This is a genomic window from Nocardia terpenica (assembly GCF_013186535.1).
Classification (GTDB): domain Bacteria; phylum Actinomycetota; class Actinomycetes; order Mycobacteriales; family Mycobacteriaceae; genus Nocardia; species Nocardia terpenica.
On the sequence record NZ_JABMCZ010000001.1, the window covers coordinates 164,413 to 181,706 of the forward strand.

A 17,294-nucleotide genomic window follows, 5' to 3' on the forward strand; every position below is an offset into this window, starting at 1 on the left:
CGAGGTGATCAACGATCTGGTCGAGGACCTCGAAATCATCTACCGCAAGAGCAATCGAGACCGGTTCGCCTCCTGGAACGGCACCGCGCCGGTCGACGCCTCCTCTGGAGACCGCCGACGCCATCGGCTGTCTCGCTCGGGCAACCGCAAGATCAACCCTGTCCTGCACATCATGGCCGTGGTCCAGCTCCGAGCAGATCTGGAATGTCTTCAAGCTCACCCAGTGGTATGTGCCGGGGTCCAGATGGACGATCCGCTCGGTATGCGGCATGTGGGGATGGTGTCGGGCGCTGTTCAGTCGGGAGTCCGGCGCAGGATGAGGCAGAGGAAGCCGAGCGCGTCTCGGTAGGTTCGGAGCCATTCGTGGCGGTGGCGGGTGGCGGTGGTGAGGGCTTGGGAGCTGCCCGGATCGGCAGGGTGGTCCAGGGCCCATGAGGCCAGCGATCCCGTCCAGGCCCATTCGTAGTCGTCGAGTTCTCGGCGTGTGCTGATGTGCCCGTATACGGGGGTCCAGCCGTCGGCGACGACGCGCTCTACGGTGGTCGGCAGGTCCGCGCGATCCCCGAGCATCTGCACTGCCCTGGTGGACGGCTCGCTCGCCCAGAACCCGTCACCGATCAGTACCCGTCCTCCGGGAGCCAGGTGCTTGCGTGCCGCCGCGAGTGTGGCCGACAGGCCGCCGAAGGCGTGTGCGGCCCCGACGCTGAGCACCAGGTCGAATCCGTGCGAAGCAGCGAGATTCGCGGCGTCTGCGCGGTGGAGGATCAGACGGGCTTCGACGCCGAGGCTGCTCGCGCGGTGATGGGCGTGTGCCAGTGCGTCTTCGGAGACATCGACTCCTTCTGCCCGCAGCCGCGGAAACATTGTCAAGGCTCGTAATAGCCATTCGCCGCCGCCGCAGCCGAGGTCCAGTACGCGTTCATCCCCGCGCGGAATGCCGCGTTGCAGCAGTCGGCTCACCGAGTCGTCGTCGAGCGGGGCGGCAATCGGATGATCCGCATGGGCCAACCTGGAAATTTGATCACGGTTCACCGGGCCGAGCCTGACACGGCCGAAGGAGTGGACGCATCTACATTTCCGACTACGAACGCAGACTCGGCGATACGAGCCCAGAGCGTCGGTGGCCCCGAAATCGGCTCCTTAGCGAGCAGTCCGCAAGATCGTCTGTCGCCCAACGACTGTGGCCTTCGGAACGACCGGAATGCGGCCATTGAGTGTGTTCCGAGCAGCGAGTGGGTCAGTAATAGTGTGCTGATGCGATGCCCCGACCCCGAACCCGATCTGGTTGGTGAGCCCGCCGAGCCCGCCGCCGATCGCGACCCCGGCGTAGACCGACTCGGTCCACGGGATCCACATCATGCCGTGCGATCCAGCGGGACGATCCGCATCCCGTCCACCGAATTCGACCCGGTCGCCTCCTGGGTGCGCAGCGATGTCGCACCATGCCGAGAACTCGCTCCGGCACCGCATCCCGGCCAGTACATCGACGAAGTCCTCACCGCCCTCGGCTATTCCGGCGCCGCCGTCGCCGACCTGCATCGCGACGGCATCGTCGCCGACCGATGGTTCGGCGGCGGCGACTACCTACTCGACTGGGCGGCGGACCGGAAGTGGCCACCAGAACCAGCGTCCGGTGAGTGCGGCGATGGCGGGGATGACGAAGGAGCGGACGATGAGGGTGTCCAGGAACAGGCCGAGGCCGACGGTGGTGCCGATCTGTGCGATGTTGTGCGCGTAGCTGACCAGGGTCGCGAACATGGTGAGCCCGAAGACGAGGCCCGCCGTGGTCACCACGCCGCCGGTATTGGCCATGGATCGTATGATTCCGGTATTTATTCCGGCTTTGATCTCTTCCTTGAAACGGGCGACGAGTAGCAAATTATAGTCCGCCCCTACCGCGACCAAGAATATGAATGACACCGGCGCGACCGACCAGTGCAGCGGATTTCCTACGATGTGCTGCCAGATGAATACACTGAGCCCTAGAGCGGACACGTAGGACAGTGCGACGGTCCCGATCACCGCGATCGCCGAAACCAGACTCCGCAGCACGAGCAGGATAATACAGAAAACGAAGGCGAACGCGGCAACGATGCTGGTGATGAAGTCCTCGTGCGCGAATGCCTGAATATTCAGCAGGGTGCCGCCCGGCCCTCCGATGGTGACGGTACTGCTCGCGAGGGATGTGCCCTTGACGGCCTGCATCGCGGTGGGAATGACCTTCTCGCTGATATTCATGGCCTCGTGGCTGAAGCCCTCGCCCTGTGGTGTGACGACCATGCGGGTGACCTTGCCGTCGGGTGAGAAGAAGTAGGGCATGGCCTGTTTGAACAGGTCGTTGTCGAAGGCTTGGCTCGGGAGGAAGAAGTAGGCGTTCGGGTCACCCATGGAGAAGCCCTGCCGGAGATCGTCGGCGAATTGCGTGATTTCCGATACCTGCGGTGTGAGGAGTTTCAAGACGCTCTGCAGCGGCGTGAGGATTGCCTTGATCTGGGTGATGAAGCCGCGCAGGGTGCTGAGCTGATCGGTGAGCTGCGGAAAGGTCCCGGCGAGGGACTTCACGCTGTCGGTCAGGCCGTCCGCGATGCCGTCGAATTGGTCGAGGTCGTCGAAGAGTGAGAATCCCGTGACCGCGGCTCGGCAGGGATCGATATTTCCGCAGTTCGGAACGGTTCCCACGAATTGTTTGACCGGCTCGGCCGTATCCCGCAGCGAATGCAGCTTCGCTGTCACGCCGCCCAGCGCGGTTCGCAAGTTCTCCGCTTGCCCTGCGGCTCGGCCGATGCCCGCTCCACCGGTGTCGAGGGCTTTCTCCAGACCGTCGGCGACCTGCTCGAGCTGCCCGATGCTTCCGGACAGCGAATTGAGATCGTCGAGCCGCTGGGAGAGCAGGTTCGCCAGTTGGGTGAGACGTCCCCCGACGTATCCGGCTTGATTGGCCAGCGTGCCCTGTTCCAGCGGGGCCGCGAGCGGTCGGGTGATGCCTTGCACATTGCTGATTCCAGGAATGGACAGCACCGCGTTGGTGAGTTTCGCCAGGGCGATCGCGTCGGCGGGATTGCGCATGTCATGATCGGCTTCGATCAGCAGCAGGCTGGGTGCCATGATATTCGGCGGCAGATGGCGATCGGCCGCCGCGAACCCCAGATTCGCGGGCGAATTGCTCGGCTGCGCGATCCGCTCGTTGAAGCTGGGCCGGAAGGTCGGCAAGACGAGAATCGACAGGATGAGCACGGACAGGGCGGCCGCCAGGACCGGTCCCGGCCAGCGCACCACGCAGACGGCGATCCGCCGCCAGCGCCGCAGTGACCGCTGCTCACGGGGTTCGAGGAAGCCGAGGCGGCTACCGACCGCGAGAAAGGCGGGCCCGAGTGTCAGCGCGGCGGCGAGGGTCACGATCACGGCCACCGTGCACGGCAGGCCGGAGGTGCTGAATATCGCAAGCCGGGTGAATGCCATGCAGGCGGTTGCTCCGGCGACCGTCAAACCGGACGCGATAATGATGTGCTGCACCCCGGTCAATGCCGTGTAATAGGCGGTGGTCGGGTCCTCACCCGCGCGGCGCGCCTCCTGATATCTACCCAGCAGAAACACGCCGTAATCGATGGCCGCGCCGAGCACGATCACCGCGAGCAACGCCGAGGCGAAAATCGAGACGCCAATGATGTGATGCTCGCCGAGAAATGCCACGATCGGCCGTGCGACGGCGAGCCCCATGCCCGCTATCAGCAGCGGCATCGCCACCGTGACCGGTGAGCGATACACCCAGATCAGCACGCCGAAGACGAGCAGAGCCGACACCACGACGAGCAGAAGAATCGAATTATTGATCGACACCAGTTCGTCGTTCACCACCGCCGACGGTCCGGTCAGGTAGACCTTGATCCCCGATGGCGGCGGGAATCCGGCGATGATGTCACGGACCGCCTGCGTGGATTCCATCGCCAGGGCGGTGCCCATATTCCCGGTCAGATTGAGCAGCACGAATGCGGCTTTTCCGTCGGAGCTCTCGTTCGCGGGCGCGAAGATGGGATTGGACCACAGGTCCATCGACGAGCTGACGTGTTTGCTGTCCTGATCCAATCGGTGCAGCAGATCCTGGTAGTACCGGTGCGCCGCATCCCCGAGCGGCTTATCGCCCTCGAGCAGAACATAGGTGAAGTTATTGGTCCCGGCCCCGCCGAAGTAGTTGCCCATCTTCGCGATCGCCTGCACCGAGGACGCCTGGTCCGGCAGAAACGACCGGGCATGCCCTTCGATCACCTTCTCGAACTGGGGAACGAACAGGTTCAACCCGCCCGCGGCTATCAACCAGACCCCGATGACGGGCACCGCGAAGAGATACAGCAACCGCGCATACAACGGCCGCCCGGGAGTACGCGCCCAGTGCCTGATATCGAAGGGCACCCGGAACTCGTCCCGCACCCGGGAAATAAGGTCACCGCCGCGATCGCGCAGCGAGGCCCACTCCGGGAGAATCGACGGCCTGTTCATGACACGAGCACCTTGCAATTCACCGCCGCGGACGGCTCGTCCGACGACTGCGTATCCCGAACTTCCCCATTGATGACGATCCGGCAGGAGACCCGATCGGCGGTCGATTGCGCGATCAAACCCGTCGACAAGGTCAACTTGTGGGTGTGCAGCGAGGTGCGCCACGGCAGCGTGGCCTGCACGGTCTGCACCGCGCCGTTCTGATCCAGAAACGACAGGCTCGCCGACGCGTTCGCCGGGCCGTCGACCTGATAGTCGATCACCTTGTCGACGGGCCTACCCAGCGAAGGAGGTGGATTCGAATGCCCGATCGCCAGGTCCGGAATTTCACTGAGCCGCAAATGCGCAATGAAGCCCCCGGCCGCGCCGAGCGTCACGACCACGACGACGTACACCCACGCCCGCCGCATACCGATCTCCTCCCGCGCGCCCTACAGGAGATCCGCGCGGACCGGTCCGCGGAGATCGGCGGTAACCGGTTCGCTGCGGTAGCGGGCCGGTCGCCCGTCGATGCGGCACAGCTTCCAGACCACCCGCGCGGCCGGGTTCATCAGCCCGCTGTTCTCCGCAAGCATGCGAACATCGGCGAACGCGTCCCGCAGCGCCTGCCGCGACCGGGGGCTGCGCCAGTAGATGTCGCGGAACACAGCGCGCGGGATGCGGAACTGGGTGCGGAACCGCCGCGGCGGCACCGCGATCAGCTCACACGCGACCCGCATGGTGATCGGAACCAGCAGCGACAATGTCACCCGGCCGATCGGCGTCAGCCCGCCGGTGTTCTCCTCGATGTAGCGGTGCGCGAAGGAGATATGGCGCGCTTCCTCGGCGATATGGATCTGCATGACCCGACGCACCGCCGGATGCACCGCCTCACCAGCGCGCAGGATGGTCTTCTGCGTATGGTCGATCGGCTCCTCCCCCGCGAGCACCATCGTGAAGAACCAGGTCGGAAACACGATGGGCACCAACGGAATGAACGGGGCGAGCAGCCGCATGACCCGCGGCATACCGGGCACATCGACGCCGATCCGATTGATCAGCTCCTGGAACATCTGGTTGTGATTACACTCCTCGGCCGCCTCGTGGGTGCTGTACCGGAACTCCGGCGACCCGTTCGGCAGCGAGAATGTGTACTGCATCAGCCCGCGGATCAGCAGATTCTCGAACTGCACACCGACCTTGGCGATATTGGCCTGCCGCCACAGCCCGATCTCGATCCGCCGCTCCCGCGGCAACCCCCGGTACCACGCGCTCCCCCCGATCGGATCGACCTCGGGCAGAATCCAGTGATCGTCGTCGACATCGATGGCGAACTCCGGTGCGTCCCAGTCGATATCGAGAAACGGATCGAACCGCCGATGCACCGACCCCTCCGAAAGAGTCTGCAGCAGTTCGGCATACGACTGCTCGTCGCGCCCCTGACCGACACGACGGACAGGTCCGGTCGAGATCGTCATCGCAACTCCTTTGTCCGATGGGTGGCGCTCTCGCACGACCGCGTCCGCGCCGTTTAGTGGTACACCATGTCACATACAGTTACATGTGACAAGTGGTAACATTAAAATCGATACGCTCGCGCTCTTGGTATCTACGAGGGGACGGATCAGAACGGTGGTATCGGGCGGATCGACAGGGCAGGGTGTTCCATCAGGACTTCGGCGACATGCTCTGCCTGCTGCCGTGCGGGCGGGCCGTCTTCGTGCTGTTCGAGAATGTCTTCAAGCAGATCGATGATGGCTTTCGAGGCGAACTGCCGGTCTCGGTCCAGGCTCTCGAACTCGGTGGCGAGTCGTCTGAGATCGTGCGTCGTCCACAGTCTGAGTTCGTCCGGTCCCGCATCGAGGTGCTGGCGGCCGAAAGTCTCTGCATCACCGAGAGTTTCCGCAGCCTCACGCATGCGGTCCGGTAGCGGTCGCGTGTGCTTGGCGAGGGACCACGGGGGACCTTTTCGGTAGATCCGGGTCATGTCCTCCCACTTGTCGCTCGGGGTCGATGTGTAGAAGTCGTCCAACTGAACGAGGAGGCGGCCGTCGTCGGTCACCACGGCCAAACTGGTGCCGCCGGGGGAGGTCAGGGTGTACAGGCCAGGGCTGAGATCGCCCATCGGCCAAGGAGTACTGGTCATATCAGCGTACTTCGGTCATCTCGATGTGGTTGATTTCGATATTGCTTCCGTCGGTCCTTGGGATGTACTGCTTGTGCGTGCCGGTCACACGGAATCGAGTGCCGGGCAGAAACACCACCTCTTGCTCCCAGGGAAATCCAGAGTGCTTGCTTACGTCTCTGCCAGTCTCGGACATGATGTGGAATCTGACCGTGCCGGAATTGACACCTGCCTCGGTTGCCGAGGTGCTGGTGAAAGCCTTCTCGGTGATCGTATTTCCCGGTTTGTACTGTTTTAGCACATCGGCGGGAAGGTCCGCGCCGCGGAATACCTCGCCTCGATGTACGGGTAATTTCTTCAAGGCCCCGATCAATTTTTTGATACGTTCGTGCTGCTCGCGCGTGCCGCGTCCTGCCCGCAGGGCGTTGTTGAGGTCCTCAGAGCCGCTGCCGGTGTAACTGCGTACCGCCGCGGCCTCGTCCTGGGTCAGTCGGCCTGTGCGGTGGGCTTCGCTATGTCCGTTTCCGTGCTGTTCGGCGGAACCGCCATGGTGGTTGCTGTGCGGTTCGGGATGTTCCGGGGCCGGGCCTGCGGTCGGATGTCGGTTCAGGATCGTTGTCAGGAAATGGCCTATTGCGGCCGTCGCCACGGCCCCACCGGCGACCGCGTCGCCAATTGCCGCGCCCGTGGCGCCGAGGGCGAGGCAGCCGACGGTGTCGTCTTCGGGAGTCATGACGCCCGACGATGTTGCGTCGGCTACGGCGCTGCCGGTTGCCGCGCCTGCCGCGCATCCGATTGCGGCTCCGATCACCGCGCCGGGCAGTGCCGCGGCCTGTCCCGCGCCCATTTCGAGATTCAATGTGTTCAGTGCTTCGTCGAGATTGTCGCCGTCCGCGCCCTCGTCGAGTGGTGCGGAGTCGCTTTTATCGGCCTGCTCGGCCGGTGGCTGCGGCGGAGCGGCGTTACATGTTTCGGAGCCCGCAATCAGAATTCCGGCCGCCAGAATCGCGGTCGCGGTCGACGAGCGAAGGTTCACCAATCATCCCTGTCTGTTCGACGTGACATTTTCCCTCGAGCAACGGGCCCGACGGATCCCCCGATGAGGCGGCATTGATCGGACCGCACTGATCCATCTACGTAGCGGAATAGTAGATTGAGACGGGCGACCTGTCAAAGAGGGGCATGGCGGAGTCCCTGCGGGACTGAACGCAATCCGAAATGTCCGAATTGTTCTGTACTGTAACGGATTTGGCGTGCCCTCGCCTTCTTGTTACTGTCTACGTACCTACCTAGTAGACGAGCCGATTGGAGTGGTGGGGGAGCGCATCGCGGGGAATATCGAGACCGTGACGGTTATGCGCGGCCGGTGAGCATCATGTGCCAGTAGAAGAACGGGAGTCCGTACCGTTTCAGGTACCACATGTCTCGTCGCGGCCTGGTGGTGTCGATGATCGGGAAGGATGATGTGTGGTGGCCGGTGTAGTCGAATTCCGCGAGTAGCACCGTCCTGCGTGATGTGGTCAGCGGGCAGGATCCGTAGCCGTTGTAGCGGGCGGTCGGCGGGCGTGCCGCCAGGGTGGCGAGCAGGTTGTCGACCACGACGGGGGCCTGTTTACGCACGGCGGCACCGGTTTTCGCGTTCGGGGTGGAGCCGACGTCACCGAGGGCGAAGATGTCGGGAAAGCGGTTGTGCCGCAACGTGTGTCTGTCGATGTCGACCCAGCCTGCGCTGCTGTGCGGGTCGGCGATCGGGGAGGCTTTGATCCAATCCGGGGCCGACTGCGGCGCGACCACGTGCAGCATGTCGTAGGTGATCGAGTCGGTGGTCCCGGTGGCGTTGTTCGCGATCACGACCTGTCTGCCGATGGGATCGACCTCGGTGAGTTCGCTGTCGAGCCGCACCTCGATGCCGTAACCGGCGGCAACGCGCTCGAGCTCCCGGGCGAAGACCTCGATGCCGAACATGGCCGGTGTCGGCATGACCAGCACCACTCGGATGTCTTTCAGCACGCCGTGCCGACGCCAATGATCGCAGGCGAGGTAGGCGATCTTCTGCGGGGCGCCGCCGCATTTGATCGGCCCGGTCGGCATGGTGAAAATCGCAGTGCCCGACCGCATATTGCGAATCAGCTCCCAGGTCTTGGGTGCGAGATCGCGGGCATAGTTGCTCGCCGCGAAGGGCGTTGCGAGGGCGGGGCGGACTCCGGGGATCGCGTCCCAGTCGGTCTGGACTCCCGGGCAGACGACGAGGCGTTCGTAGTCGATCGCCGTGCCGTCCTCGAGCGTCACCCGCCTGCGGGCGGGATCGATGTCGCGGGCGGCCCGCCTGATCCAGGTCGCTCCCTTCGGCATCACCGACGCCTGCGGCCGACCGCTGTCGGCCATCGAGGCGCATCCGCCGCCGACGAGAGTCCACAGCGGCTGGTAGTAGTGCGTGACCGCGGGGTCGATGACACAGACCTCCCGGCCTCGCCGCCGCAGGCGAGACGCGACGCTGATACCGGCGCTACCACCTCCCACGACGACGATTTCGTGATGTCCGGCGAGCGAGAGCTGCTCCCGCCGCCTCCCCTCGAGCCTGCCGGACAAAAATGTACGGACATTGCGGATCGTCATGTCCGTACATTAATCTGATCGCGAAGTCGTCGACAACCGCCGGAGAGCCAGTGCCCCTTACGAACTCGGACAAGACCCCCGCCCGTCCGCTGCTCCGGGAGGCGGGCCTACCGCTGTGGCGGCAACTGCAGGCCGATCTGCGTCGTCGACTGCGGGAGGGCGAGTTCACCGAGCAATTCCCCGGTGAGCTGGAACTACGAGACGAATACGGCGTCAGCCGCCACACCGTCCGCGAGGCCCTGCGTGCGCTGCGCGAGGAGGGCATGGTCACCGCGACCCGCGGCCGCCCCGCCAAACTCGCTGCGCCGGGCGAGATCACCCAGCCCCTCGGCGCCCTCTACAGCCTGTTCGCTTCCGTCGAGGCAGCCGATCTGCGTCAGCGCAGCATCGTGCGCCGACTCGATGCCCGCCACGACGCCTACGCGGCGGTCCGCCTCGGCCTCGAGGAATCGACGCCGCTGATCTACCTGGAGCGGCTGCGCCTGGCCGACGAACAGCCGCTGGCGATCGATTGCGCCTGGCTTCCGGCCGCTCTCGCCCGTCCCCTGCTCGACGCGGATTTCTCGCACACCTCCCTCTACGACGAGCTCGCCGCCCGCTGCGGTGTCCGGCTGACCGGCGGGCAGGAGCAGATCCGAGCGGTGGTCCCCACCCCCGCGCAACAACGGCTGCTCGACATCGGTCCCGAGACGGCCGCCATGAAGGTCGAACGGATGGGCACGGCCGACGGCACCCCCGTCGAATGGCGCACGTCGCTGATCCGCGGGGACCGTTTCAGCGTTGTCGCCGACTTCTCGGCGCGGTCGGGGTACAGCGTCAATCTTGCTGCGCCCAGGGACTTTTCGTATTCGGCCTAGGAGATTCATGATCATTGCGGCAGTCGTCCTCGGCGCGGGCATCGGAGTGTGCCTCGGCGCGCTCGGGGGCGGCGGTTCGATCATCACCACGCCCGTGCTGGTGTATCTGCTCGATCAGCCGTTCTCGACGGCGATCACCCAGAGCCTGGTGATCGTCGGCATCTCCGCGGGCGTCACCGCGATCGCGTATGCGCGCACCGGTCACGTGAAATGGGGTGTGGGCGTAGCGCTCGGCGCGATGGGAGGGATCGCGGCGTGGGGCGGGGCCGCACTGGGCCGACTGGTGCCCGCGGATACCACGCTGGCGGGGTTCTCGGTCCTGATGGTGTTGGTGGCGTTCTCGATGCTGAAGCGATCGACACCGGCCAGGCGGGCGAGCCCGCGGTCGCGGATAGCCGTGGCCGCGCGCAGCGGATCTGCCACCTACGACGCCGAATCCGGCACTGTCGCGGAAGAATCCGGCACTGTCGCAGGCGATTCTCCCGGTAGGCCCGCCGCGCGGGCCGCGCTCGAGGTGGTGCTCGCGGGTCTGCTCATCGGGCTGTTGACCGGATTCTTCGGTGTCGGCGGCGGTTTCGTCATCGTCCCGGTCCTGGTGATCGTGATGGGCTATCCGATGCCGGTGGCCGTGGGAACGTCGCTGCTGGTCATCGCACTGAACTCGGCGACGGCCCTGCTGGCCCGTGCCGGTCACGAGGCGATCGACTGGTCGCTGGTGCTGCCGGTCACCATTGCCGCGATCCTCGGATCCGTCGCCGGAAAACACCTGGCGCTGCGTATCTCCGAGCAAACCCTCACCCGTGGTTTCGCCACGATGCTGCTCGTCATCGCCGTCTGCGTCGGCGTCCGCAGCAGCGGGCTACTGCTCTGACGCAACGATTCCCACAGAACGGAGTTCTCGCGTGATCCTGAAGCAGTTCTACCTGTCGTGTCTGTCCCACGCCTCCTACCTGATCGCCGATGAACAGTCCCGGCGCGCGATCATCGTCGACCCGCGCCGCGATATCGACGAATACCTCGACACGGCCGCCCGGCACGGCCTGCGGATCGAGGGCGTGATCAACACCCACTTCCACGCGGATTTCCTGTCCGGCCACCTCGAACTCGTCGCCGCCACCGGAGCGTGGATCGGCTTCGGTGCGGCGGCCGAGACCGACTACCCGATCCGCCGCCTCTCCCACGGCGAACACCTTTCCCTCGGCCGGGTCGACATCGAAATCCTCGCCACGCCCGGCCACACCTGGGAGTCGATCAGCCTGCTGGTCCGCGACGGTATCTCGCAGATCCCGGCCGCCGTCTTGACCGGCGACTCCCTGTTCATCGGCGACGTGGGCCGCCCGGATCTCGCGAATCTGAGCAACGCCACCAGTACCGATCTCGCTCGGGCGATGTACAACTCGATCCACCGGGTCCTGTTGCGGCTGCCCGACGAGGTCGCGGTGATGCCCGCGCACGGCGCCGGTTCCTCGTGCGGCAAGAACCTCTCGACCGATCTGGTGTCGACCATCGGCGAACAACGCCGCACCAACCCGTCCGTACAGCCGATGACCGAGGACGAGTTCGTCGCCCTCATCACCTCCGGGCAACCGGCGATCCCCGGCTACTTCCACAGCGTCGCCGACCTCAACCGCCGAATCCACCCCGTCCTCGACAGCGCGCGGACCGTTCCCGAGCTGTGCGGCAACGACATTCGGGCTCGGATGACCGACCCCGGCACGGTCCTGATCGACACCCGATCCCCCGAGGAGTTCGCCGCCGCTCACCTGACGGGATCGGTCAATGTCGGACTCGCCGGGCGATTCGCCGAGACATGTGGAATGGTCGCGAATGCCGACGACTCGATTCTCGTCATCACCGCACCCGGCGATGAGCAGCAAGCCGTCCTGCGCCTCGGCCGTATCGGATACGACAATGTCGCCGGGTATCTCAATGCCCGGCCCGATACCGGCTCCACCTTCCCGGAGTCGCTGGCCGACCTCGTCGAACACACCGATCGAATCACCGTCACCGAACTTGCCGACCTGCTCGACCGGGATGCGGTCACCGTCCTCGACGTCCGCAACGGCGGCGAACGGGAATCGGGCTTCATCGAGGGCTCCCTGCACATCCCGCTCCCGGAACTGGCCGGACGCCACCGCGAGGTACCCGATCGCACACCGGTTGTCGTCCATTGCCAGAGCGGATGGCGCTCGAGCGTCGCCGCCAGTCTGCTACGCGCACACGAACATCGGAGCATCACCGACCTGGAGGGCGGCTATCTCGCCTGGTCCCGGCTCCATCGAAAGGCCCTGTGATGACCACCGTTTCCGACCCTGCCCGCAAACTCGTCAAGCCCACACCGCCCGAGCTGATGGAGGACGCCGGCACCGGCCTGGACTACGGAACCCGCCCGGACCGCGTCCCCGGCTATCTGACCCCGACCGATCGCTTCTTCGTCCGCAGCCACGCGGCCACTCCGCAGATAGACGCGGCCACCTGGGCGCTGTGCATCGACGGCAAAGGAGTGCGCGAACCGATCGCCTACACCTACGACGAGCTGTGGAACTGTTTTCCACTGACCTCGGTGGTCCGAACGATCGAGTGTGCGGGCAACCGCCGCACTCTGTTCGGCGCGGAGGTCGGGAAACCGTTCCGGGGCACCGGATGGGGCCGCGGCGCGATCAGCACCGCCGAATGGACCGGTGTCCGCCTGCGCGACCTTCTCGAACCGGCCGGAATCACCCCCGACGCCTGCGAAGTCATGCCCGAAGGGCTCGACGAGATCCGGGCCCGCCGCCCGATGCCGCTGGCCAAGGCATGCGCCGACGACACCCTCGTCGCCCTGACCATGAACGGCGAGGTGCTCCCACCCGACCACGGATTCCCCGCCCGCATGGTGGTATCCGGCTGGCTCGGCGCGGCCAGCATCAAATGGCTGGGCCGAATCGAAGTCTCCGACAGCGCCATTCACGTGCCCTGGAACACCGACGATTACGTGCTGATCGGCCCCGACTTCCCGAGACGCCTGCCCGCGCGCGGTGCGGTGATCACCGCCCTCACCGTGACCAGTCTCGTCGAACTACCCTGGCCCGCACACCTGAGACCCGAACCGCAGATGATCCGCGGACGAGCCTTCGCAGGCGAAAACCTGGTCACCGCAGTCCAATACCGAATCGACGACGACCCCTGGCAGGACGCACAGATCACTCCACCGATCATGACAGGCGCCTGGGTACGCTGGCAGTTCCCCTGGAACCCGCACCCCGGCCACCACACCCTCCGCGTCCGCGCCCGCGACGACCAGGGCAACACCCAGCCCGATTCCACCCCATGGAACGAACTGGGCTACCTCCACAGCTCAGTCCTCGCCCACCCCATACACGTCGCCCACCCATCGCCCACCCACAAGCCACACGATCGAACACGGGGCACGGGCACGTGATGGTTGTCCGCCAGCATGAGGACTTCTTTGGCGACGGCGTGGGTGGTGAGAGAGCTCCGCGACACGGTGAGAAAACTCACAGAGATCGAAATGGGGTGGTCGGCTCCCGGAATGATCCTGCGGGAGTGCGGCAATGGGAGATGGAAAGTTCCGGTATGTGCCCTCGGCAGGATTCGAACCTGCGGCCTTCTGCTCCGGAGGCAGACGCTCTATCCCCTGAGCTACGAGGGCGGGGATTGGACCCGTTCGGCGCCGGTTGGTACGCCGTCCGATCGGGCTGGGAAAGCGTATCGCATCGGACGGCGTGCGCCAAAAAGTGGGGTCTAGCGGGTGGTTAGCATCTGGGTCATCAGTTGTATCTCGCCCTGTTGGGTCTTGCCCATGCTGTCGGCCAGGGTGCGGACCGCGTCGGTGTCGGCGTGGGTGGTGGCGTAGTCGACCATGGGGAGGCCGCCTCGGTGGTGGCGCAGCATGAGTTGGAGGAACAGGGTGTCCTGGGCGGGGCCGGTGGCGCGGCGCAGGCGTTCCATCTCGTCCGGGGTGGCCATGCCGGGCATGGTTTGCATCGGGCCGGACACGGGATGGGACATGCCGTGGTCGTGACCGGCGGCCGGTTCGGTCATCCAGCCCATGTAGCCGTCCGGGTTCATCGTGGGCTTGCTCCACAGCTGCAGCCAGCCCTGCATCCGCCCGGCCTGGTTCTGCTGGGTGGTGAGGATGTCGTAGGCCAGCCGCTTCACCTCCGGATCGCTGCCGCCGGACAGTTCCAGCCCGGCCATCTGCACCGCCTGCGCGTGATGCACCGACATGTCCTGGCAGAAGCCGGTGTCCACCGCGTTGGGGGCGGCATCGGTCTTGTCCTGCAACGGGTTCCGTGCGATCAGGCCGAGCGCGAAGCCGGTCGCCAGCAGGCCGATCACGGCCAGGATCAGCAGGGCCGTGCGCTGCCGCCGCACCGGTGCCGGGTGCTCGTCGAGGCCGGGATCGGCGGTCTCTGTCACTGCCCGCCGCCCTGCGGCCCACCGGGCGCGCCGGGAGCATCGGGCGCGCCGGGTACGCCGGGCAGTCCGGGAATGCCGCCGGGCAGGCCGGGCATACCGCCGCCGGGCAGGCCCGGAATGCCGCCGCCGCTCATCTCCGACACATCGGGGCGCAGGCCCTTGCCGTCCATCGGCACCGCGTCCGGGCCCGGGGGAGCGGGGTCGAACGGCGGCGGGTTGGCGGTGTCGAAGGTCGGGTTCGCGCAGTCCGCGCCGACCTCCGGGTAGGTGTACTGGTTGAGCCGCAGCGCGCTGATGAACTCGTTGATGCGCTTGTCGTCGGCGCTGGCCAGCTTCAGCTGATGTCCCCACGCCTGCACCGAGATCGGGGTGTCCAGGCCCGGGTACGGCGACAGGAGCATGGCGGGCTTGCCCTGCACCTTCTGCTTCAGCGTGTCCAGCGCCGCGCCGTCGATCCGGTCCGGGTTGTAGGCGATCCAGATCGCACCGTGCTCCAGCGAATGCACCGCATTCTCGGTCCGGATGGCCTTGGCGTACACGACGCCGGTGCAGGTCGCCCAGGAGGCGTCGTGCGGTCCGCCCATCGGCGGGCTCATGTCGTAGGCCACCCGCTGCGTCGGGCCGACGTGCAGACCGGCCTGGTACTCCTTCGTGATCACGCCGGGGATCTGCGACGAGGGGTCCTTCTTCGCCGCCGTCGGGGTGAACTTCTCGACGTCGGCCTTGTCCTCGTACTTGGGCACCAGATAGGCGGCGAGCGCTCCGATCAGGACGACGATGACCACCGCCGCACCGACCGTCAGCCACGGAATCCGCCGGCCGCCGGGCATTTTCCCGCCGCCGGGAGCGTTGCGAACGGCCGTGGATTTGGAGGATTTCGCGGCGGCGCGAATGGCCTTGGCCGATCTGGCCGCCCTGTCCTGCCGGGCCGAATTCCCGTCGGCACTGGTGTTGGGCATCGATACTCCAGCTCTCTTCGACGCCGCGATGCGGCACGATGGTGTTTCCCCGTCCGGTTTGCCGGCCGTTGCCCCGAAGGTGCCCGCTGCTCGCGTACACCACGTCGGACCATAGGATAGAGACTCGTGACTCCAGCTGACCTTGCAGATCTCCTTCGTGCTACCGCGGCGAAGGTGCTTGTCGAACGTGGATCGGACCCGGCCGTCCTGCCCGACGAGGTCAAGGTGGAGCGTCCCCGCAACCCGGAACACGGTGACTATGCCACGAATGTGGCTATGCAGGTGGCCAAGAAGGCCGGAATGAATCCGCGCGAGTTGGCCGGGCTGCTGGCCGAGGCGCTGTCGGCCACCGACGCCATCGATGTCGCCGAGGTCGCCGGTCCGGGCTTTCTGAACATTCGGCTCGCCGCGGCCGCGCAGGGCGCGATCCTGGAGCAGATCCGGTCCGCTGGGCCCGCCTACGGCACCGGGTCGGCGCTCGCGGGCACCCGCATCAACCTCGAGTTCGTCTCCGCGAATCCGACCGGCCCGATCCATCTCGGCGGCACCCGCTGGGCGTCGGTCGGCGACGCGCTGGGCCGGATCCTGGCCGCCCAGGGCGCCGATGTCACGCGCGAGTACTACTTCAACGACCACGGCGCCCAGATCGACCGCTTCGCCGAGTCGCTGATCGCCGCCGCCACCGGCGCCCCCACGCCCGAGAAGGGTTATGCCGGAGCCTATATCGGCGAGATCGCCGGCACGGTGGTGGCCGCGCACCCGCAGGCGCCGACGCTGCCCGCGGCCGAGCGGCACGAGCTGTTCCGCCGCGAGGGCGTCGAGCTGATGTTCGCGCACATCAAGCAGACCCTGCACGAGTTCGGCACCGACTTCGACGTCTACTTCAACGAGAGTTCGCTGTTCGCCTCCGGCGCGGTCGAGAAGGCCGTCGAGACGCTGAAGGCGTCCGGCGATCTGTACGAGAAGGACGGCGCCTGGTGGATCGCGAGCACCGAGTACGGCGACGATCAGGACCGGGTGGTCATCAAGAGCGACGGCAAGGCCGCCTACATCGCCGGTGACATCGCCTACTTCCAGAACAAGCGCTCGCGCGGCTTCGATCTGTGCATCTACATGCTCGGCGCCGACCACCACGGCTACATCGGCCGGCTGAAGGCCGCGGCGGCCGCGTTCGGCGACGACCCGAACACCGTCGAGGTGCTCATCGGCCAGATGGTGAATCTGGTGAAAGACGGTGTGGCCGTGCGCATGAGCAAGCGCGCGGGCACCGTCGTCACGCTCGACGACCTGGTCGAGGCGATCGGCGTGGACGCCGCCCGGTACGTGCTGGTGCGCAGCTCGGTGAACTCCGGCATCGACATCGACCTGGACCTGTGGACCAAGCAGAGCAGCGAGAATCCGGTCTACTACGTGCAATACGCGCACGCCCGCACCTGCGCGGTCGGCCGCAATGCCGCCGATCTCGGATTCGCCGCCGTCGCACCGGATCTCGCGCTGCTGGTCGCCGACGAGGAGGGCGAGCTGATCCGCACTCTCGGCGAGTACCCGTCGGTGGTGGCCGGCGCCGCGGCCCTGCGCGAGCCGCACCGCGTCGCCCGCTACCTGGAGGAACTCGCCGGCGCCTACCACCGTTTCCAGACCAACAAGGCGCTGCGCATCCTGCCGCAGGGCGACGACCCGGTCGCCCCGGTCAACGCCGCGCGGCTCGAACTGGTCAACGCCACCCGTCAGGTCCTCGCCAACGGCCTCGGCCTGCTCGGCGTCAGCGCACCGGAGAGAATGTAGCGTGAACGAGCGCAGCGAGAGAACCATGAACACAGCGCCTTGTGCGGTCATGCCGGA

General features: G+C 66.1%; 15 protein-coding genes and 1 tRNA gene. 6 read left to right on the forward strand and 10 right to left on the reverse strand.

Annotated features, from left to right (window positions below; translation table 11 throughout):
- Positions 1-4: 4 nt before the first annotated feature.
- Positions 5-349: a transposase gene (locus tag HPY32_RS43710; protein ID WP_197696390.1), complete on the forward strand. Its 345-nt coding sequence runs from the start codon at positions 5-7 to the stop codon at positions 347-349.
- Here HPY32_RS43710 and HPY32_RS00835 read toward each other — a convergent pair.
- The 7 genes from HPY32_RS00835 to HPY32_RS00865 all read right to left on the reverse strand — a co-directional run bounded on the left by HPY32_RS00835 (position 295) and on the right by HPY32_RS00865 (position 9,214).
- Positions 295-1,032, reverse strand: coding sequence for an SAM-dependent methyltransferase (locus HPY32_RS00835; RefSeq protein WP_067582065.1), 738 nt, complete (start codon positions 1,030-1,032; stop codon positions 295-297). The two genes, HPY32_RS43710 and HPY32_RS00835, sit on opposite strands and share 55 nt — an antisense overlap.
- Positions 1,033-1,584: 552 nt before the next feature.
- On the reverse strand, positions 1,585-4,494 hold the full coding sequence (locus HPY32_RS00840) for an MMPL/RND family transporter (RefSeq protein WP_082870888.1): 2,910 nt from the start codon (positions 4,492-4,494) through the stop codon (positions 1,585-1,587).
- A complete protein-coding gene (locus tag HPY32_RS00845) occupies positions 4,491-4,904 on the reverse strand; it encodes an MmpS family transport accessory protein (protein ID WP_067582071.1) in 414 nt (137 codons plus the stop codon). Before HPY32_RS00845 ends, HPY32_RS00840 begins: the two co-directional genes overlap by 4 nt.
- A 21-nt stretch (positions 4,905-4,925) precedes the next feature.
- Complete coding sequence (locus tag HPY32_RS00850) at positions 4,926-5,951, reverse strand: AurF N-oxygenase family protein (protein ID WP_067582074.1); 1,026 nt, start codon at positions 5,949-5,951, stop codon at positions 4,926-4,928.
- 146 nt (positions 5,952-6,097) lie between these two features.
- On the reverse strand, positions 6,098-6,598 hold the full coding sequence (locus tag HPY32_RS00855; protein ID WP_156674142.1) for a hypothetical protein: 501 nt from the start codon (positions 6,596-6,598) through the stop codon (positions 6,098-6,100).
- Between the two features lie 22 nt (positions 6,599-6,620).
- Positions 6,621-7,634 carry an ADP-ribosyltransferase gene (locus HPY32_RS00860; RefSeq protein ID WP_156674143.1) on the reverse strand — a complete coding sequence of 338 codons (1,014 nt, stop codon included), beginning with the start codon at positions 7,632-7,634 and terminating at the stop codon, positions 6,621-6,623.
- A gap of 317 nt (positions 7,635-7,951) precedes the next feature.
- Positions 7,952-9,214 (reverse strand): NAD(P)/FAD-dependent oxidoreductase, encoded by a 1,263-nt coding sequence (locus HPY32_RS00865; protein WP_082870889.1) that lies wholly within the window; start codon positions 9,212-9,214, stop codon positions 7,952-7,954.
- 50 nt (positions 9,215-9,264) lie between these two features.
- On the opposite strand from HPY32_RS00865, the gene HPY32_RS00870 reads away from it, so the two are divergent.
- The 4 genes from HPY32_RS00870 to HPY32_RS00885 are packed head-to-tail and all read left to right on the forward strand — an operon-like array spanning position 9,265 to position 13,492.
- The gene (locus HPY32_RS00870) at positions 9,265-10,071 is read left to right on the forward strand and encodes a GntR family transcriptional regulator (protein WP_067582083.1); all 807 of its coding nucleotides are present in this window, start codon (positions 9,265-9,267) and stop codon (positions 10,069-10,071) included.
- 7 nt (positions 10,072-10,078) lie between these two features.
- A complete protein-coding gene (locus HPY32_RS00875; RefSeq protein WP_067582085.1) occupies positions 10,079-10,942 on the forward strand; it encodes a sulfite exporter TauE/SafE family protein in 864 nt (287 codons plus the stop codon).
- A 31-nt stretch (positions 10,943-10,973) separates the two neighbouring features.
- Entirely contained in the window at positions 10,974-12,365 is a 1,392-nt protein-coding gene (locus tag HPY32_RS00880; protein WP_067582089.1) for a rhodanese-like domain-containing protein, read from the forward strand.
- Positions 12,365-13,492 (forward strand): sulfite oxidase, encoded by a 1,128-nt coding sequence (locus HPY32_RS00885; RefSeq protein ID WP_067582092.1) that lies wholly within the window; start codon positions 12,365-12,367, stop codon positions 13,490-13,492. Before HPY32_RS00880 ends, HPY32_RS00885 begins: the two co-directional genes overlap by 1 nt.
- A gap of 158 nt (positions 13,493-13,650) precedes the next feature.
- On the opposite strand, the gene HPY32_RS00890 is transcribed toward HPY32_RS00885, so the two are convergent.
- The 3 genes from HPY32_RS00890 to HPY32_RS00900 all read right to left on the reverse strand — a co-directional run bounded on the left by HPY32_RS00890 (position 13,651) and on the right by HPY32_RS00900 (position 15,452).
- Positions 13,651-13,723, reverse strand: a tRNA-Arg gene (locus HPY32_RS00890).
- Between the two features lie 92 nt (positions 13,724-13,815).
- On the reverse strand, positions 13,816-14,493 hold the full coding sequence (locus tag HPY32_RS00895; protein ID WP_067582094.1) for a DUF305 domain-containing protein: 678 nt from the start codon (positions 14,491-14,493) through the stop codon (positions 13,816-13,818).
- The gene (locus HPY32_RS00900; protein WP_067582097.1) at positions 14,490-15,452 is read right to left on the reverse strand and encodes a thioredoxin-like domain-containing protein; all 963 of its coding nucleotides are present in this window, start codon (positions 15,450-15,452) and stop codon (positions 14,490-14,492) included. The genes HPY32_RS00895 and HPY32_RS00900 overlap by 4 nt, the downstream gene beginning before the upstream one ends.
- 126 nt (positions 15,453-15,578) lie before the next feature.
- Here HPY32_RS00900 and argS point away from each other — a divergent pair, with 126 nt between their 5' ends.
- Positions 15,579-17,237, forward strand: coding sequence for an arginine--tRNA ligase (gene argS / locus HPY32_RS00905; RefSeq protein ID WP_067582100.1), 1,659 nt, complete (start codon positions 15,579-15,581; stop codon positions 17,235-17,237).
- The last annotated feature ends 57 nt before the right edge of the window (positions 17,238-17,294 follow it).